The organism is Pseudomonas sp. B23(2017), from assembly GCF_002113725.1.
In the GTDB taxonomy this organism is placed as follows: Bacteria; Pseudomonadota; Gammaproteobacteria; order Pseudomonadales; family Pseudomonadaceae; genus Aquipseudomonas; species Aquipseudomonas putida_Z.
In genome coordinates, this window is the sequence record NZ_NEJM01000011.1 from 15624 (window position 1) to 33643 (window position 18020).

At 62.9% G+C, this 18020-nt stretch carries 13 protein-coding genes; 1 reads left to right on the forward strand and 12 read right to left on the reverse strand.

Annotated features, from left to right (window positions below; all coding sequences use genetic code 11):
• Nucleotides 1-77: 77 nt before the first annotated feature.
• The 9 genes from gcvP to arcD (CAG46_RS17735) form a co-directional block, all read right to left on the reverse strand.
• Nucleotides 78-2933: an aminomethyl-transferring glycine dehydrogenase gene (gene gcvP, locus CAG46_RS17695; protein WP_085616775.1), complete on the reverse strand. Its 2856-nt coding sequence runs from the start codon at nucleotides 2931-2933 to the stop codon at nucleotides 78-80.
• Between the two features lie 11 nt (nucleotides 2934-2944).
• The gene (gene gcvH / locus CAG46_RS17700; protein WP_003257943.1) at nucleotides 2945-3328 is read right to left on the reverse strand and encodes a glycine cleavage system protein GcvH; all 384 of its coding nucleotides are present in this window, start codon (nucleotides 3326-3328) and stop codon (nucleotides 2945-2947) included.
• Between the two features lie 419 nt (nucleotides 3329-3747).
• Nucleotides 3748-4944: a sodium/glutamate symporter gene (gene gltS, locus CAG46_RS17705; RefSeq protein ID WP_085616773.1), complete on the reverse strand. Its 1197-nt coding sequence runs from the start codon at nucleotides 4942-4944 to the stop codon at nucleotides 3748-3750.
• Nucleotides 4945-5252: 308 nt separating this feature from the next.
• The gene (locus CAG46_RS17710) at nucleotides 5253-6761 is read right to left on the reverse strand and encodes a sigma-54-dependent transcriptional regulator (protein ID WP_025337851.1); all 1509 of its coding nucleotides are present in this window, start codon (nucleotides 6759-6761) and stop codon (nucleotides 5253-5255) included.
• Nucleotides 6762-6947: 186 nt separating this feature from the next.
• Nucleotides 6948-7316, reverse strand: a complete 369-nt coding sequence (locus tag CAG46_RS17715; RefSeq protein ID WP_085616771.1) for a DUF5064 family protein — start codon at nucleotides 7314-7316, stop codon at nucleotides 6948-6950.
• A gap of 55 nt (nucleotides 7317-7371) precedes the next feature.
• Nucleotides 7372-8301, reverse strand: a complete 930-nt coding sequence (gene arcC, locus CAG46_RS17720; protein WP_003257953.1) for a carbamate kinase — start codon at nucleotides 8299-8301, stop codon at nucleotides 7372-7374.
• Between the two features lie 180 nt (nucleotides 8302-8481).
• Nucleotides 8482-9492 carry an ornithine carbamoyltransferase gene (locus CAG46_RS17725; RefSeq protein ID WP_025337853.1) on the reverse strand — a complete coding sequence of 337 codons (1011 nt, stop codon included), beginning with the start codon at nucleotides 9490-9492 and terminating at the stop codon, nucleotides 8482-8484.
• A 69-nt stretch (nucleotides 9493-9561) separates the two neighbouring features.
• Nucleotides 9562-10815, reverse strand: a complete 1254-nt coding sequence (gene arcA, locus CAG46_RS17730; RefSeq protein WP_075043890.1) for an arginine deiminase — start codon at nucleotides 10813-10815, stop codon at nucleotides 9562-9564.
• 33 nt (nucleotides 10816-10848) lie between these two features.
• Nucleotides 10849-12276 (reverse strand): arginine-ornithine antiporter, encoded by a 1428-nt coding sequence (gene arcD / locus CAG46_RS17735; RefSeq protein ID WP_085616769.1) that lies wholly within the window; start codon nucleotides 12274-12276, stop codon nucleotides 10849-10851.
• 436 nt (nucleotides 12277-12712) lie between these two features.
• On the opposite strand from arcD (CAG46_RS17735), the gene arcD (CAG46_RS17745) reads away from it, so the two are divergent.
• Complete coding sequence (gene arcD, locus CAG46_RS17745; RefSeq protein ID WP_085616767.1) at nucleotides 12713-14140, forward strand: arginine-ornithine antiporter; 1428 nt, start codon at nucleotides 12713-12715, stop codon at nucleotides 14138-14140.
• Here the strand turns inward: arcD (CAG46_RS17745) and CAG46_RS17750 are convergent.
• The 3 genes from CAG46_RS17750 to CAG46_RS17760 form a co-directional block, all read right to left on the reverse strand.
• Nucleotides 14120-14536, reverse strand: coding sequence for a YbaN family protein (locus CAG46_RS17750; RefSeq protein WP_075043892.1), 417 nt, complete (start codon nucleotides 14534-14536; stop codon nucleotides 14120-14122). The genes arcD (CAG46_RS17745) and CAG46_RS17750 overlap by 21 nt on opposite strands.
• A gap of 54 nt (nucleotides 14537-14590) precedes the next feature.
• Entirely contained in the window at nucleotides 14591-15184 is a 594-nt protein-coding gene (locus tag CAG46_RS17755; RefSeq protein ID WP_025337858.1) for a biliverdin-producing heme oxygenase, read from the reverse strand.
• Nucleotides 15185-15406: 222 nt separating this feature from the next.
• The gene (locus CAG46_RS17760) at nucleotides 15407-18010 is read right to left on the reverse strand and encodes a TonB-dependent receptor (RefSeq protein WP_085616765.1); all 2604 of its coding nucleotides are present in this window, start codon (nucleotides 18008-18010) and stop codon (nucleotides 15407-15409) included.
• Nucleotides 18011-18020 lie beyond the last annotated feature (10 nt).

An 18020-nucleotide genomic window follows, 5' to 3' on the forward strand; every position in this document is an offset into this window, starting at 1 on the left:
CAGGTACTGCACCAGCCTTGAGTGCGGTGAGGCCCCTGTGGGAGCTGGCTTGCCGGCGATGAGGCCTGAGCGCCGGGTCAGGCGTCCTGATAGCTCTCGATCGACGGGCAGGCGCACACCAGGTTGCGATCGCCGAACACGTTGTCGACCCGGCCGACCGGTGGCCAGTACTTGCCTTCCACCAGGCTCGGCAGCGGGTACACCGCCTGCTCGCGGCTGTAGCCATGGGCCCATTCGCCAACCAGCTCGGCCGCAGTGTGCGGGGCGTTCTTCAGCGGGTTGTCGTCCTTGTCCAAGCTACCGTTCTCGACCGCGCGAATTTCTTCGCGGATCTGGATCATCGCGTCGCAGAAGCGGTCCAGTTCTTCCTTGGACTCGCTTTCGGTCGGTTCGATCATCAGCGTGCCCGCCACCGGGAAGGACATGGTCGGGGCGTGGAAGCCGAAGTCGATCAGGCGCTTGGCCACGTCGTCGACGCTGATGCCGCTGGTGTCCTTCAGTGGGCGCAGGTCGAGGATGCACTCGTGGGCCACCAGGCCATTGCCGCCGGTATACAGAACAGGATAGTGCTCTTCCAGGCGACGGGCGATGTAGTTGGCGTTGAGGATCGCCATCTGCGAGGCACGCTTGAGGCCGGCACCGCCCATCATGCGGATGTACATCCAGGTGATCGGCAGGATGCTGGCGCTGCCGAACGGCGCGGCACAAACCGCGCCCTCGGTGTTTTCCAGCTGCGCATGGCCGGGCAGGAACGGCGCCAGGTGCGACTTGACACCGATCGGGCCGACGCCCGGGCCGCCACCGCCGTGTGGGATGCAGAAGGTCTTGTGCAGGTTCAGGTGAGATACGTCGCCGCCGAACTTGCCCGGGGCGCACAGGCCGACCATGGCGTTCATGTTGGCGCCGTCGATGTACACCTGGCCACCGTTGTCGTGGATGATCGCGCAGATTTCGCCGATCGCTTCCTCGAACACACCGTGGGTCGACGGGTAGGTGATCATGATCGCGGCCAGGCGCTCGCGGTGCTCGATGGCCTTGGCGCGCAGGTCCTCGACATCGACGTTGCCGCGGGCATCACAGGCGGTGACCACCACGCGCATGCCGGCCATGTGCGCGGTTGCCGGGTTGGTGCCGTGGGCCGACGACGGGATCAGGCAGATGTCGCGGTGGCCTTCGCCACGGCTGCGGTGGTAGGCGCGGATGGCCAGCAGGCCCGCGTACTCGCCCTGGGAACCGGCGTTGGGCTGCAGCGATACGGCGTCATAGCCGGTGGCGGCGCAGAGCATGGCTTCCAGCTCGGTGGTCATCTGCAGGTAGCCCTGGCTCTGTTCGGCCGGGGCGAACGGGTGCAGGTTGCCGAACTCGGCCCAGGTGACCGGGATCATTTCGCTGGCGGCGTTCAGCTTCATGGTGCACGAGCCCAGCGGGATCATGCTGCGGTCCAGCGCCAAGTCCTTGTCGGCCAGGCGGCGCAGGTAGCGCATCAGCTCGGTTTCGCTGTGGTAGCGGTTGAATACCGGGTGGGCGAGGATGGCCGACTGGCGCAGCAGGGCGGCAGGCAGCAGCGAGCCGGTGCTGGCGGCCAGGGCGTTGAAGTCCGGCTGGGCCTGGTCGCCACCGATCAGCTGCCACAGGGCCTCGACATCGGCCTGGCTACTGGTTTCGTCCAGCGACAGGCCCACGTGGGCGGCGTCAATCTGGCGCAGGTTGATGCCCTGGGCGCGCGCCTTGTCATGCAGGCTGGCAGTGGCACTGCCGGTGGCCAGGGTCAAGGTGTCGAAGGCGCTGGCGCCCACTACCTGCACGCCCAGCGTCTTCAGGCCGGCGGCCAGGATCGCGGTCAGGGCATGGGTACGTTCGGCGATGCGCTTGAGGCCGGCCGGGCCGTGGTATACGGCGAACATGCTGGCGATGTTGGCCAGCAGCACCTGGGCGGTGCAGATGTTGCTGGTGGCCTTTTCGCGGCGGATGTGCTGCTCGCGGGTCTGCATGGCCAGGCGCAGGGCGGTCTTGCCGAAGCGGTCGATCGACACGCCGACCAGGCGGCCCGGCATGTCGCGCTTGAACGCGTCACGGGTGGAGAAGTAGGCCGCGTGCGGGCCACCGAAGCCCAGTGGCACGCCGAAGCGCTGGGCGCTGCCGATGGCCACGTCGGCGCCGAACTCGCCAGGCGGGGTCAGCAGGGTCAGGGCCAGCAGGTCGGCGGCAACGGCGACCAGGGCGTTGGCGGCGTGGAAGCGCTCGACCACTTCGCGGTAGTCGAATACTTCACCGTTGCTGGCCGGGTACTGGAGCAGGGCGCCGAAGAAGGCGCTGACATCGCCCAGCTCGCGCTCGTCGCCGACCACGATCTCGATGCCCAGCGGCTCGGCACGGGTGCGCAGCACGTCGAGGGTTTGCGGGTGGCAGTGCACGGAGGCGAAGAAGGCGTGGCTGGCCTTGTTCTTCGACAGGCGCTTGCAGAAGGTCATGGCCTCGGCTGCAGCGGTGGCTTCGTCGAGCAGGGAGGCGTTGGCGATCGGCAGGCCGGTCAGGTCGCTGATCAGGGTCTGGAAGTTCAGCAGCGCTTCCAGGCGGCCCTGGGAAATTTCTGGCTGGTACGGGGTATAGGCGGTGTACCAGGCCGGGTTTTCCAGCAGGTTGCGCAGGATCGGCGCCGGAGTGTGGGTGTTGTAGTAGCCCTGGCCGATGTAGCTCTTGAACAGCTGGTTCTTGCCGGCGATGGCCTTGAGCGCGGCAAGCGCGTCGGCTTCGCTCTGGCCATCGTGCGAGCCGAGCACGCTGGTGCCTTTGATGCTGTCGGGAATGACCGCGGCGGTCATGGCTTCCAGCGAGTCGAAGCCGAGGGCGGCCAGCATGGCCTGCTCGTCAGCGGCACGCGGCCCGATGTGGCGGGCGATGAATTCGTTGGCGGTGCCGAGGTTGATGGTCATGGCGGGGTTCCTCAGGCGTCGTCGTTGGCTTTGATCAGGCGGTCGTAGGCGTCCTGGTCGAGCAGGGCGGCCACGGCGCTGGCGTCGGCGGGAATGAAGCGGAAGAACCAGCCTTCGCCCATCGGGTCTTCGTTGACCAGTTCCGGGCTGTCTTCGAGTTGGTCGTTGATCTGGACCACTTCGCCAGTCAGGGGCATGTACACACCGCTGGCGGCCTTGACCGACTCGACGGTGGACGCTTCGCTGCCTTTCTCATACTGCTGCAACTCTGGCAGTTGCACGAAAACCACATCGCCAAGGGCGTTCTGGGCGTAGGCGGTGATGCCCACGGTGACGCTGCCATCGGCTTCGACGCGCAGCCATTCGTGATCTTCAGTGAAACGCAACTCGCTCATGGGGAATCCTCGGGAAGCAGGGCGTTAGGCGCAGTGGCTCCGCGCTCTTGGGGTTGGGATTCCCTTAGCAAAAATGCGGCCAATCGTTAAAAATCTTTATAAATCAATATGTTAAATATTTCGCGTAATCATTTTGTCATTCTTGTGGAATGAAAACGCTACAGCGGGTGGGGGATGGAAAAGGGTTTGGGGATCAAACCCTTGCACAGCCGTATCCGAATGGATGTGTATCGATTTGAATACGGTGTATTTAAATCGATACGGTTCTGTCTGCAGGGGAAGGAATCGCCATTATCGGTAGGACCCTTTTCCAGTGTGAAGCTCACACCTAACCACGTGCCCCTCCTAAAGGGTCAAATAGCCGATTCTGCTGATGCAAAGGCTTGAGCAACTTACCGGCTGAGTGTTCAACCTCTGGCTCAAAAGAACGGCAGCGCCAGATACAGCTTGATGACGATGACATTGATGATGTCGATGAAGAACGCCCCCACCATCGGCACCACCAGGAAGGCAATGCGCGAGGCTCCGTAGCGCTGGGTCACCGCTTGCATGTTGGCGATTGCCGTCGGCGTTGCGCCCAGGCCGAAACCACAGTGCCCGGCAGCCAGTACCGCTGCATCATAGTTGCGGCCCATGACCCGGAACGTGACGAATATCGCGAACAGTGCCATGACCAATGTCTGTGCGGCGAGCAATGCAAAGAACGGTAATGCCAGTGCTGAAAGTTCCCACAACTTGAGCGACATCAAGGCTATGGCCAGGAATAGCGACAAGCTCACATTGCCCAATACCGAGACTTCCCGTTCGAAAACTTGATAAAAGCCGAGCGCCGAAAGGCCGTTTCGCAACACCACGCCCACGAACAGCACGCAAACGAACGTTGGCAGTTCAAATGCAGTGCCTTTCAGCAAACCGTTAAGTAACGAGCCTGCGAGCAAACTGACAGCGATCAGCGCCAGTGTTTCGATAAATGAAAACGGTGTAATCAGGCGCTCTTTGTCCGGTTGTTCGAAACCTTTGGGCAGTTGTGGTGCTGCTTCTTCGATACCAGGCGTCGATACCCGCTTGATCAGCAACCGGGCGACCGGGCCACCAATCAGGCCGCCCAGTACCAGGCCGAAGGTAGCTGATGCCATTGCCAGCTCGGAGGCCGAGGCCAGGCCAAACTTTTCGGTAAAAGTGGCCCCCCACGCGGCGCCTGTACCGTGACCGCCGGACAAGGTAACAGAGCCGGCCAGCAGGCCCATCAGCGGGTCGAGGCCCAGTGCCGTTGCCAGGCCGATACCCATGGCGTTCTGGACCAGCAGCAAGCCGGTTACCACCAGCAGGAACACGGTAACCACGCGGCCACCTTTTTTCAGGCTGGCGAAGTCTGCACTCAAACCAATGGTGGCGAAGAATGCCAGCATCAGAGGGGTTTGCAGTGAAGTATCGAATTGCACGTGGATATCGAATCTGCGCAACGCCAGGAACGCCAAGGCCACTACCAGGCCGCCAGCAACAGGTTCCGGAATATTGTAAGTGCGCAAGAAACCAATACGCGCGACCAGGCCGCGCCCCAATAACAGTACCAAAGAGGCGGCTACAAGCGTCCCGTAAAAATCGAGTTCAAACATCAGGTGCTCTCGTTATATCCAGTAGCGGACCACTTCCCGCTATGGGGCGGACAAGTGGAGTGACAGGTGGGAATAGACTGTCACCATTCTACGAGGCATCCGTGGGAGAGTATCTTTCACTGGCGTAGGAAAAGCCTGAATAACAACCGGATTATTACAATAACTATCAGGGGCCGCTTTGCGGCCCATCGCAGGCAAGCCAGCTCCCACAATTACCGTGACAACCTCGAGAGCAACGCCGTACCTGTGGGAGCTGGCTTGCCTGCGATGGGCTGCGTAGCAGCCCCGTTGACGCTATCTGACAGGTATCAGGCTTTGCCCGGTATTCCATATTTGCGCAGGCGCTGCGCAATGGCGGTATGTGAAGTTTGCAAGCGCCCGGCCAGTTGCCGCGTCGATGGGTAGCTGGCGTACAGGCGTTGCAGCAGCTCGCGCTCGAAATCGCCCACGGCCTGTTCCAGGCTGGCCACTTCGCCGTCCTGGCCACGGGCCACCGAGGTGCCGGCGATGTCCAGGTCACCGATATCCACCAGGTTGCCCTCGCAGATGGCTGCGGCGCGGAATATCACGTTCTGCAGCTGGCGCACGTTGCCCGGCCAAGGGTTGGCCAGCAGTGCCGAATGGGTGGCCGGGGTCAGCCGGCACGGTGGGCGCTGGATCTGCGTGCAGGCCTGCTGCATGAAGAAATGCGCCAGCATCAGGATGTCCTGGCCACGGTCGCGCAGCGGTGGCACTTGCAGGTTGAGCACGTTCAGGCGGTAGAACAGGTCTTCGCGGAAGCTGCCTTCGGCGACCATGCGCTCCAGGTCGCGGTGGGTGGCGCTGATGATGCGTACATCCACCTTCACTTCGCGGTCGCCACCCACCCGGCGGAAGCTGCCATCGCTGAGAAAACGCAGCAGCTTGGCCTGCAGGTATGGCGACATCTCGCCGATTTCATCGAGAAATACCGTGCCCTGGTTGGCCAGCTCCATCAGCCCGGGCTTGCCGCCCCGTTGCGCGCCGGTGAAGGCGCCGGGGGCGTAGCCGAACAGTTCGCTCTCGGCCAGGCTCTCGGGCAGCGCGGCGCAGTTCAGGGCCAGGAATGGCGCCGCATGGCGGCTGCTGATGGCGTGGCAGGCGCGGGCTACCAGCTCTTTGCCGGTGCCGGTTTCGCCATGCACCAGCAGCGGTGCATCGAGCGCCGCCACGCGCAAGGCGCGGGCCTTGAGGGTGCGGATGGCCGGTGACTCGCCGAGCAGGGCATCGAAGCCTTCGGCATGGTCGTGGTGCATGGCCGACAGGCGTTCGCCCATGCGCGTGGGTGGGTACAGCGTCAGCAGGCCACCGGCGTTGGTGATCGGCATGGCATCCAGCAGCAGGCTCTGGCCGTTGAGCTGCATCTCGCGCATGGGCAGGTGAAAGTTGTTGTCCAGCAGGGCCTGCAGCAGCGCCGGGTCGCCGAACAGTTCACCCACCGAGCGCCCGGCCGATTCGCGGCCGCACAGCTCGATCAGCGCCGGGTTGGCCAGCAGCACCTTGCCGGCACTGTCCACGGCCAGCACCGGGTCGCTCATCGCCGCCAGCAGGGCATCGAGCTGCAGGTGCCGGCGTTGGCCAGGGAGGATGTCGACCACGTCCACCGATTGCACGCCATGTACCTCGAACAGCGCGTCGTGCAGTTCTTCGAGCACGGCGGGGCTGAGGGTAGGGGCGTCGATGTAGACGTTCGGCGGGACCATCTCCACGGCGTCCAGGTTGAGGTTGCGGGCACCGAGCAGGGCGAGGACTTCCTGGGTGATGCCGACGCGGTCGATGAAGCTGACGTGGATGCGCATGGGGACGGTGCGGTTGTGGCTGGGGGAGGGCGGTAGTATGCCTCAACATTGTCGGGGCCGCTTTGCGGCCCTATCGCGACGCAAGGCCGCTCCTACAGGTACAGCGCCACGCCCAAAATTGGCGCGATCCCTGTAGGAGCGGCCTTGTGTCGCGATGGGCTGCAAAGCAGCCCCCGGTTCTTGAAATCACTCCAGATGTTCAGGCTTGATCGGATCGCCCGATTTCACATCCAGCTTTTCGCGAATGTCCGCGAACATATGGTCATAAAGCTTGTGCGGCGAACTCAGGCTCTCGAATTTCTTCGGTGGCGTCAGGTACGACTGCGCCCTTCGGCTCAGCTGCATGAGGAAGCTGGGCAACACTTGGTCCTTGGCCAGGAAGAACTTTTCTTCCACTGGCTTGCCTTCGATGCTGCCATGCATCTTGAACTGGATGCCTCTGCCTTCCTTGGGGTCCGACACTGCCTCGTATTCGATGTTCAGGTCATAGCTGTGGTCGTTCTGGTTCAGCGCGGTGCGCTCGATGTGTACATGACCGGGCTGGTACTGGGCCATGGCAAGCTCCTTTGGAAGGTCTAAAATGGCGGGCGCTGGCGCCCGCCTACTGCATTCAACGGTAGCTGATCCCCGGCTTCGCGGTGGAAACCCGCGTGCCGGCGGTGCCTTTGACGATGTCTTCGATGTTCTCCAGCGAACTGATCACTGCCACTTTGCCGGTGTTGCGGGCAAAGTCGCAGGCCGCCTGCACCTTCGGCCCCATGGAGCCGGCGGCGAAGCCGAGGCGTTCGAGCTCGTCGGGGTGGGCCTGGGCAATGGCCTTTTGCGTGGGCTTGCCCCAGTCAACATACGCCGCATCGACGTCGGTGGCGATTATCAGAAGGTCGGCGTCCAGCTGCTCTGCCAGCAGGGCCGAGCACAGGTCCTTGTCGATCACCGCCTCGATGCCCTTGAGCTTGCGGTTCTCGTCGTACATGGTGGGGATGCCGCCGCCGCCGGCGCAGATCACGATGCTGCTCTTTTCCAGCAGCCACTTGATCGGGCGGATCTCGAAGATGCGCTTGGGTTTCGGGCTGGCCACCACACGGCGGTACTTGTCGCCGTCGGCCTTGACCACCCAACCCTTTTCCTTGGCCAGGCGCTCGGCCTCTTCCTTGCCATAGACCGGGCCGATGAACTTGGTCGGGTCCTTGAAGGCGGGGTCGTTGGCGTCTACTTCGACCTGGGTCAGCAGGGTGGCGAACGGCACTTCGAAGGCCAGCAGGTTGCCCAGTTCCTGTTCGATCATGTAGCCGATCATGCCCTCGGTCTCGGCACCCAGCACGTCCAGCGGGTAGGCCTCGTCGGGCTTGTAGGACAGGCCCTGCAGCGACAGCAGGCCAACTTGCGGGCCGTTGCCGTGGGCGATGACCAGCTCGTTGCCTGGGTGGATCTTGGCGATCTGTTCGGTGGCGGTGCGGATATTGGCGCGCTGGTTGTCAGCGGTCATGGGCTCGCCGCGACGCAGCAGGGCGTTGCCGCCCAATGCAACAACGATACGCATGGGGAATGTCCTTTAACGAAAGAAGGGAGCGCTGCTCTCGACCGGTATCGCCGCCCCCTTGTGGGAGCGGGTTTACCCGCGAAAGCGTCAGCCCATGCAACACGGCTGGTGCTACTGACGCATTCGCGGGTAAACCCGCTCCCACAGGGCTTCGGGTTGCCCGGCTTGCCGAGTCAGCCTTTACAGGTCAGCCAGTGTCGACACCAGGATCGCCTTGATCGTGTGCATGCGGTTTTCCGCTTGCTCGAAGGCGATGCAGGCCGGCGACTCGAAGACGTCGTCGGTCACTTCGATACCGTTGGCCAGGTCCGGGTACTGTTCCGCGATCTGCTTGCCTACCTTGGTTTCGGAGTTGTGGAACGCCGGCAGGCAGTGCATGAACTTGGTCCGCGGGTTGCCGGTGGACTTCATCAGCTGTGCATTCACCTGATACGGCTTGAGCAGCTTGATGCGCTCACCCCAGGCTTCGATCGGCTCACCCATCGATACCCATACGTCGGTGTGCACGAAGTCCACACCCTTGACCGCGGCAACCGGGTCTTCGGTGAGGGTGATGCGCGCGCCGCTTTCCTCGGCGTACTTGCGGCAACGCTCGACCAGGTCGTCATGCGGCCACAGCGCCTTGGGCGCGGCGATGCGCACGTCCATGCCGAGCTTGGCGCCAATCAGCAGCAGCGAGTTGCCCATGTTGTTGCGGGCGTCGCCCAGGTAGGCGTAGCTGATGTCGTGCAGCGGCTTGTCGCTGTGCTCACGCATGGTCAGCACGTCGGCGATCATCTGGGTGGGGTGGTATTCGTCGGTCAGGCCGTTGAACACCGGAACGCCGGCGAACTTGGCCAGCTCTTCGACGATTTCCTGCTTGAAGCCACGGTACTCGATGGCGTCGTACATGCGCCCGAGCACACGGGCGGTGTCCTTCATGCTTTCCTTGTGGCCGATCTGCGAGGAGGTCGGGTCGATGTAGGTGACATTGGCGCCCTGGTCATAGGCGGCCACTTCGAAGGCGCAGCGGGTACGGGTAGAGGTTTTTTCGAAGATCAGCGCGATGTTGTTGCCTTTCAGGTGCTGCTGCTCGGTGCCGGTGTACTTGGCACGCTTGAGGTCGCGGGACAGGTCCAGCAGGTAGCGCAGCTCGCGGGTGCTGTGGTGTTCCAGGCTGAGCAGGTTGCGGTTGTGAATATTGAACGCCATGACTTTTCTCCTTGAGTTTGGTGAACACACCGGCCGCCGCTTTGTGAGGGCGGCCGGGGGTAATGGTCGTTAGTAGTCGATCGGGTCGCGCACGATCGGGCAGGTCATGCAGTGGCCGCCGCCACGACCCCGGCCCAGTTCGCCGGCGCTGATGGTGATGACTTCGATCCCGGCCTTGCGCAGCAGGGTATTGGTGTAGGTGTTGCGGTCGTAGCCGATGACCACGCCCGGCTCGATGGCCACCACGTTGTTGCCGTCATCCCACTGTTCGCGCTCGGCGGCAAAGCTGTTGCCACCGGTCTCCACCACGCGCAGCTTGACCCCAAGCTGCTCGCCCACCACTTCGATGAACGACTTGTTGATGCGGCGCACATCCATGCCGTAAGGCTTGCTTTCGTCCGGACGGATGATGAACGGCACGATCTCTTTCACCACTTCCGGGAAGACCGTGACCAAGTCGCGGTCGCAGAAGCTGAACACGGTATCCAGGTGCATGGCGGCGCGCGATTTCGGCAGGCCTGCGACGATCACTTCCTTGACGGCGCCCTTGGCGAACAGGTTCTGCGCGAGCTGGCCGATAGCCTGGCGCGAGGTACGCTCGCCCATGCCGATCAGCACGATGCCCTTGCCGATCGGCATGACATCGCCGCCCTCGAGGGTGGACTGGCCATGTTCCTTGTCCGGGTCGCCATACCACACCTGGAAGTCAGCGTTGGTGAACTGTGGGTGGAACTTGTAGATGGCGGTAGTCAGCAGGGTTTCCTGGCGTCGCGCCGGCCAGTACATCGGGTTGAGCGTGACGCCGCCGTAGATCCAGCAGGTGGTGTCGCGGGTGAACTGGGTGTTGGGCAGCGGTGGCAGGATGAAGCTGGAGTGGCCCAGGTAGTCGTTGTACATCTTGACCACCTCGGCACCTTCGCTCTGCGGCAGGTCCTGCCCGGCGACGCCGCCGATCAGGAACTCGGCCAGGTGGCGTGGCTCGAGGCCTTCGAGCCAGCTGCGCACTTCATTGGTCAGGCCGACACCGACGGTGTCGGGGGTGATCTTGCGATCGAGGATCCACTTCAGTGCCTCGGGTTGCTGGACGATGTCGGTCAGCAGGTTGTGCATCTCCAGCACATCCACGCCACGCTCGCGCATCTTGGTGACAAAGTCGAAATGGTCACGCTTGGCCTGGTCGACCCAGATCACGTCGTCGAACAGCAGCTCGTCACAGTTGCTCGGCGTCAGGCGCTTGTGCGCCAGGCCCGGCGAGCAAACCATGACCTTGCGCAGTTTGCCGGCTTCGGAGTGGACACCGTACTTCTGTTTTTCAGCGGACATGATTTCATTCCTCCAGTTGAACGAAGACGTGGGTCAAAGAGTCAGGAAGCCGTCATACAGGCCAAAGGCTGCCACCAGGGCGCCGATGACCACGGCTGCGAAGATCAGTTTTTCCACGTTGGTGAAGACAGGTTGGCCAACCTCACGCTTGGCCTTGGCGAACAGGATTGCGCCAGGTGCGTAGAGCAGGGCCGAGAGCAGCAGGTATTTCACGCCACCGGCGTACAGCAGCCAGACGGCGTACAACAGGGCGATACCACCGATCACCAGGTCCTTCTGCCGTTCGGCCAGGGCCTGCTCGTAGGTTTCGCTACGCACTGCCAGCAGCACGGCATAGGCTGCCGACCACAGGTAGGGCACCAGGATCATCGATGTGGCCAGGTAGATCAGCGACAGGTAGGTGCTGTTGGAGAACAGCGTGATCACCAGGAAGATCTGCACCATGGCGTTGGTCAGCCACAGGGCGTTGGCCGGTACCTGGTTGGCGTTCTCGCGGCGCAGGAACTCCGGCATGGTGTGGTCCTTGGCGGCGGCGAACATGATCTCGGCGCACAGCAGCACCCACGACAGCAGGGCCCCGAGCAGCGAGATGATCAGGCCGACGCTGATCAGCACCGCGCCCCAGTGGCCGACCACATGTTCCAGCACGGCAGCCATCGACGGGTTCTGCAGCTTGGCCAGTTCCGGTTGGGTCATGATGCCCAGCGACAGTACGTTGACCAGTACCAGGAACAGCAGCACGGTGACGAAGCCGATGACCGTGGCCTTGCCCACGTCAGAGCGTTTTTCCGCCCGCGACGAGAAGATGCTCGCACCCTCGATGCCGATGAACACCCACACGGTGACCAGCATCATGTTGCGCACCTGGTTCATCACGCTGCCAAGTTCTGGTGTGCCCAAGGCCCAGATGTCGGCGGTGAAGATGTCGAGCTTGAAGGCGAACAGGCAGATCAGGGCGAACAGCAGCAGTGGCACCACCTTGGCCACGGTGGTGACCAGGTTGATGAACGCCGCTTCCTTGATACCGCGCAGTACCAGGAAGTGCACGGCCCACAGCAGCACCGACGCGCCGATGATGGCGGCCGGGGTGTTGCCTTCGCCGAAGATCGGGAAGAAGTAGCCCAGGGTGCTGAACAGCAGCACGAAGTAGCCGACGTTGCCCAGCCAGGCACTGATCCAGTAGCCCCAGGCCGAGGAGAAGCCCATGTAGTCGCCGAAACCGGCCTTGGCGTAGGCATACACCCCGCCATCCAGGTCAGGCTTGCGGTTGGCCAGGGTCTGGAACACGAACGCCAGGGTCAGCATGCCGACCGCGGTGATCGCCCAGCCGATCAGTACAGCGCCAACCCCTGCGCTGGCAGCCATGTTTTGCGGCAGCGAGAAGATCCCGCCACCAATCATCGAACCGACGACAAGTGCAACTAACGCGCCGAGCTTTAGTTTTCCGGATGAATCAGACATTTAACAACTCCTGCCAGGAGAAAGTTGACGACAGAGTAAATCCGACGCCGCTGCCATTCGCTGACTTGGGTCAGTTCATGGCGACGTGAAGTAGGAAAATTCCTTCACGAAGCTCCTGGAGAGTGCCGACAACTTATGCTGCAGGGCTTGCACGCTGGCACCTCCATGTCCTTCTAGAGCAAACGCTCTGTTCAGCCTGCGATGCTTGAAGCTAGCCGCTTTTGCCGCTTTCGCAAATTTTTCACAAGAATTTCGAGTTTTATCGGATTCTTTTCTAGTTGCTCGGGAGCTGCTAGTTTTTAGTCAAAGGGTGACATAGACAAAGCAGTTATTAGTGCTATAGCTTCATTGATCAGGATCATTATAAGTAACATCATTTATATGGCCCGCATGGCTGTTTCAAGCCCATGACAGCGCGCAAAAAAAAGGAAGGCTCATGAGCGAACCGGGACAGAAGCTGCGCCTGGGCGCGCTGATCGCGTTGGTGGTCGGCTCGATGATTGGTGGCGGGATCTTCTCGCTGCCGCAGAACATGGCGGCGCGTGCCGATGTGGGGGCGGTACTGATCGGCTGGGGGATCACCGCGGTCGGCATGCTGGCCCTGGCGTTCGTGTTCCAGACCCTGGCCAATCGCAAGCCGGAGCTGGACTCGGGGGTGTACGCCTATGCCAAGGCCGGCTTTGGCGAGTACATGGGCTTTTCCTCGGCCTGGGGCTACTGGATCAGTGCCTGGCTGGGCAACGTTGGCTACTTCGTGCTGCTGTTCAGCACCCTGGGCTTTTATTTCCCTGTGTTCGGTGAGGGCAACACGCCAATTGCCATCGGTTGCGCCTCACTGCTGCTGTGGGCGGTGCATTTCCTGGTGCTGCGCGGTATCAAGGAAGCGGCGTTCATCAACCAGGTGACCACCGTGGCCAAGGTGGTGCCGTTGCTGATTTTCGTGGTGATCGCCGCGTTCGCCTTCCGCGCCGATATCTTCACCCGTGACATCTGGGGCCTGAGCAACCCGCAGTTCGGCAGCGTGCTGGAGCAGGTGCGCAACATGATGCTGGTCACCGTGTTCGTGTTCATCGGCATCGAGGGCGCCAGCGTGTATTCCGGGCGTGCCCAGCGCCGCTCGGATGTGGGCAAGGCCACGGTGATCGGTTTCCTGGGGGTACTGGCGCTGCTGGTGCTGGTCAACGTGCTGTCGCTGGGGGTGATGACCCAGCCGGAACTGGCCGGGTTGCAGAACCCGTCACTGGCCTCGGTGCTGGAGCATATCGTCGGGCCCTGGGGCGCCTTGCTGATCAGTATCGGCCTGGCGATTTCGCTGCTTGGCGCGCTGTTGTCGTGGGCGTTGCTGTGCGCCGAGATCCTCTTTGCCACGGCGCGGGACAAGACCATGCCGCGCTTCCTGGCCAAGGAAAACGCCAATCACGTGCCGGCCAACGCCCTGTGGCTGACCAACAGCATGATCCAGGGCTTCCTGCTGATCACGCTGTTTTCTGCCGGTACCTATACCAGCCTGATCTACCTGGCCTCGTCGATGATTCTGGTGCCCTACCTGTGGTCGGCGGCCTACGCCGTGCTGCTGGCGGTGCGTGCAGAAACCTACGACGGGCAGCCGGCCCTGCGCCGCAAGGACCTGCTGGTGGCGCTGGTTGCCCTGGTGTATGCCGTGTGGCTGTTGTACGCCGGCGGGCTCAAGTACCTGTTGCTGTCGGCGCTGCTGTACGCGCCGGGCGTGATCCTGTTCGCCAGGGCCAAGCATGAGCAGGGAAAAACCTTGTTCACCACCTGGGAAAAGCTGATCTTCGCCGCCGTGCTGGCAGGTGCCGCGCTGGCGGCCTATGCCCTTTACTCAGGGCTGCTGAGCTTGTGACGGGGCAGGGCAGGGGGCGTGCTCGGGGCGGGACCAGATCCACAGGTTGCCCAAGGTCATGCCGGCAATGGCCAGGAACACCGGCCAACGGTGTTCCAGGAACGTCAGCATCAGGCCCGCGCACAGCAGCATGCTGAGGGTCGCGCTGACCTTGGCCCGGCGCTGGATCACCTTGCCATTGCGCCAGTTGTGCAGGATCGGCCCGAACAGCCGGTGGTTCTCCAGCCAGGCAGACAGGCGCGGCGAACTGCGCGTGGCCGCCCAGGCGGCCAGCAGGATGAATTCGGTGGTCGGCAAGCCGGGAATGACGATCGCGACCAGGCCCACGCCCAGGCTCACGTAAGCCAGGAGCGCATACAGCAGGCGGGCGAGTTTCGAGCGGGCGGGTCGGGTCATGGTCTCACTGCATAAAACGGTTCGGCCACCGGTAGGGTGGCCGGTTACGGCGTGTCAAACCAGCGCGGCATCCGCGGCGTAGGCGTGCTTGAGCAGCTCGGTGAAGCGCTCGAAGGCAGCAACTGCGCCGCGTTCGGCAGCGGCTTCCTCTTCGGCCGACAGGGCCAGGCCATCAAGAATGCGGGTGAACTGCTTCCAGCCTTCGGCACGGCCACCGGCCGGTTCGCCCAGGTGTCGGGCACCGAAGCTGTCGGACAGTTCCAGGGCCACGGCACGCTTGATCAGAAACGCAGCGCCCAGTTTGGAGCCTTCGGAGACGAAGATCCAGCCCATTGCCTCGCCCAGGCTCGGGTTGCGCAGGGCTCCTGGCACGGCTGGCGGTACTTCGGTGTCGAGGTCGGCGAGGTCCAGGCGGGCCTGTTCGGCGCGGCAGCGCTCCGCCAGGTCGGGGACGATGGCAATCAGTTGCGGGTCGTTGTACAGGGCCTGCAGCTCGGCCTGGAACAGGTACTGGGCGACCACGAAGCGGGCGAAGCTTTCGCGGCTGTCGAAGGGCGCGTGGGCTTTGACCAGGGCATCCAGTTCGGCGTGGGGGGCGTGGGTGATCTGGTTGAGGCGCTGGGAGCGCAGGGCTGGGCGGTCGGTCATGGGGCAGTCCTTGGAAAAGGGGGCGTCTAGAGACAAGACGAAATAGTTGGAGCGCGACAGTAAAAAAAGCTGGTATTTGTGCTGGTAGTGCTGGCCTCTTCGCGGGTAAACCCGCTCCCACAGGGACATTACAGCCCCGAGGTCTGCGCAATACCTGTGGGAGCGGGTTTACCCGCGAAGAGGCCGGCACTGACGAAACAAACCTGTCAGCGATAATCCAGGTCAGATATCCCAAACCACATTGATGCCGAAGTTGCGCCCCGGCATGGTCAGGCGGTCGATGTTGGCCGGCTGGGTCACGGCCGCTTCACCCTGGCCGTCGTAGCTGCGTACCGAATCCCACTGCCAGTACTTCTTGTCGGTGAGGTTGTACAGGCCGGCGTTGATGGTCACGTCGTCGGTGATCTTGTAGTAACCGGTCAGGTCCAGCACCCCATAGCCGGGGGTACGGAACTTGGAGCTCGAGCCGTCGGGCGAGTAGAAGGTGCTGTCGTCGACGCGGGTCTTGCGCTTGACCAGTGTCCAGCTCAGCAGGCCGCCGTAGTGCTGTTGTTCGTAACCCAGGCCAAACACGCCCTTGAGCGGGTTGACGCTGTTCAGTGGCTCGCCGGTGTCATCGTTGCGGCCATAGGTGTAGGCGATCGAGCCCTGGGTATACAGGCCCTGCGGCGCACCGAAGTGGTCGAGGTTCAGGCGGCCCTTGACCTCGGCACCCTTGATGGTGGCGTGCTTGATGTTGTTGGCCTGGAAAGTCTGCTCCAGGTTGGCGCTTTTCACGGCGTCCTCGTCGATGAAGTCGCGGTACTTGTTGTAGAACACAGCCACGTCGAAGTTGCCGGCGTCGAAGTTGCCACGCAGGCCGGTTTCATAGCTTTTGCTTTTTTCCGGTTCCAGGCCCGGGTTGCCTTCGACGCGGTAGCCTTGCTCGATGTTCTCAAACTTCCCGTACATGGATTTGGCAGTCGGGGTGCGGAAACCTTCGGCGTACTGGCCATACCAGGTGTAGTTGTCGTTGAAGGCGTAGGTCAGGCCGAACTTGGGCGAGACGCGGTGCCACTTCTTGTCCGAGTCGTCCTGAGAGGTAGGCGCGGTACCGGTGGACTCCAGGCCACGCAGGAACTCCTTGGTGAACCTGGGCTCCATGCGCGTGTAGTCGTAACGAGCGCCAGGCATGAAGGTCCAGTTGTTCCAGCGGATTTCATCCTGCACGAACAGGCTGTAGGTGTTCACGGTCGGGTCCGGGAAGTCGCTGACCAGGGCCTGGCCGTCTGCCGGGCGCTCGGCGCCAGCGGCAGAACAACCTGAACCAACGGCCAGGCAGGTGCCAGTGCCGCTGCGCGAACCGGTGACCTTCTCGTGCTTGAGGGTGGTGCCGTAGGTCAGCAGGTGATCGGTGGCGCCGAGGCTGAAGGCCTTGTCCAGCTGGGCGTCGAATACCCACTGGCGGTCCTTGTAGGTGGTGTCGCGGGTACGCAGCACCTGACGGCCAGGTGGTGCGTAGACTTCTTCGGTGTGCTGGTCGGTCTTGGCGATCTGGTAGTTCAGGCTCCACTTCACATGGTCGGCCACCAGCGAATCCAGGCCGAACTCATGGTTGATGCCAAAGCGTTCGCGGGTGATGGTGTCGTTGCCAGTGCGCGCCTTGTAGTAACCCGAGGCACCAAGGCCAGGAATGAACGGCCCGCCCACCGCACTGAGGATGTTCTGGTCGCGGTCATCCTTGTAGCGTTCGTAGGTGAAGCCCAGGCGCGCGTCGTCGGCGTAGTTCCAGCCCAGCTTGGCCAGCACGTTTGTAGTGCGCACATCCATCGGGTTGGCTTCGGTACGGGCCAGGCCGTCACCGCTGTGGCCGCCGTGGGTCTCGGTTTCGTGGCCGTTGCGCTGGCTCAGGTGCAACAGGCCGTCGAAGTCGCCCTGGCGGCCGGCGACGGTGGCGGAGGTCAGCCAGCTTTCGTCGGCCGAGCTGTAGCCGGTCTTCAGGCGGGCGCCTGCGTCCTTGCCGGGCTTGATGATGTCGTCCGGGTCGAGGGTGAAGTAGCTCACCGCGCCGCCGATGGCGTTGCTGCCGTACAGCACCGAAGCCGGGCCGCGGAGGATTTCCACACGCTTGACGATCTCCGGGTCCACGTAGTTGCGCTGGGTCTGGGCGTAGGGGCCGAAGAAGAAGCTGTCGGGGATCGACACCCCATCGACCTGGGTGAGGATGCGCTCGCCGTCGATGCCACGGATGTTGTAGCCGTTCAGGCCGCTGCGCTGGCCGGTGCCGGCTACCGATACGCCCGGTTCGTAGCGCACCAGGTCCTGGATGTTGTTGATGTTCTGCCGGTCCAGTTGCTCGCGGGTCTGCACGCTGACGGTGCTCGGCACCTGGCTGACGTCCTGGGCGCTGCGGGTGGCGCTGACGGTCACCTGCTGCAGGGCAATCACATTGGCGCTGGCCTGGCGTTCGAGCACCACATTGCCGTTGCTGATCTTGCGAAAGCCCAGGCCGGTGCCGTGCAGCAGGCGCTTGAGTGCGGCTTCCGGCGGTAGCGAACCCTGCACCCCTGGCGATGCCACGCCGTCGGCCAGTTCGGCGCTGAAGCCGACCTGCCAGCCGGTGACCTGGCTGAAAGCATTGATGGCCGAAACCAGCGGCTGCTGGCCGATGCTGAAGCGGTAGTCGCCCATGCGCGGGCTGCTGGCCTGTGCCGGCTCGGCGGCCAGTGCCGGCAGGCTGATGGCGCCGCTGGCGAGCAGGGCGAGGCTCAGTAGGGAAAGGCTCAGGAGGGGCAGTTGCCCTCCATGGCGAGGAAGAGTGGAGGGGCGGGTAGGACCTGTGGACATCGGAAGCGCT

Excerpts from the sequence above, each read along its gene's own strand:
- CAG46_RS17750 (WP_075043892.1), bottom strand. The coding sequence starts at position 14,536 with ATGACCCGACCCGCCCGCTCGAAACTCGCCCGCCTGCTGTATGCGCTC.
- arcD (WP_085616767.1), top strand. The coding sequence starts at position 12,713 with ATGAGCGAACCGGGACAGAAGCTGCGCCTGGGCGCGCTGATCGCGTTG.
- CAG46_RS17760 (WP_085616765.1), bottom strand. The coding sequence starts at position 18,010 with ATGTCCACAGGTCCTACCCGCCCCTCCACTCTTCCTCGCCATGGAGGG.
- CAG46_RS17715 (WP_085616771.1), bottom strand. The coding sequence starts at position 7,316 with ATGGCCCAGTACCAGCCCGGTCATGTACACATCGAGCGCACCGCGCTG.
- arcA (WP_075043890.1), bottom strand. The coding sequence starts at position 10,815 with ATGTCCGCTGAAAAACAGAAGTACGGTGTCCACTCCGAAGCCGGCAAA.
- CAG46_RS17755 (WP_025337858.1), bottom strand. The coding sequence starts at position 15,184 with ATGACCGACCGCCCAGCCCTGCGCTCCCAGCGCCTCAACCAGATCACC.
- CAG46_RS17710 (WP_025337851.1), bottom strand. The coding sequence starts at position 6,761 with ATGCGCATCCACGTCAGCTTCATCGACCGCGTCGGCATCACCCAGGAA.
- gcvP (WP_085616775.1), bottom strand. The coding sequence starts at position 2,933 with ATGACCATCAACCTCGGCACCGCCAACGAATTCATCGCCCGCCACATC.
- arcD (WP_085616769.1), bottom strand. The coding sequence starts at position 12,276 with ATGTCTGATTCATCCGGAAAACTAAAGCTCGGCGCGTTAGTTGCACTT.
- gltS (WP_085616773.1), bottom strand. The coding sequence starts at position 4,944 with ATGTTTGAACTCGATTTTTACGGGACGCTTGTAGCCGCCTCTTTGGTA.
- gcvH (WP_003257943.1), bottom strand. The coding sequence starts at position 3,328 with ATGAGCGAGTTGCGTTTCACTGAAGATCACGAATGGCTGCGCGTCGAA.
- arcC (WP_003257953.1), bottom strand. The coding sequence starts at position 8,301 with ATGCGTATCGTTGTTGCATTGGGCGGCAACGCCCTGCTGCGTCGCGGC.
- CAG46_RS17725 (WP_025337853.1), bottom strand. The coding sequence starts at position 9,492 with ATGGCGTTCAATATTCACAACCGCAACCTGCTCAGCCTGGAACACCAC.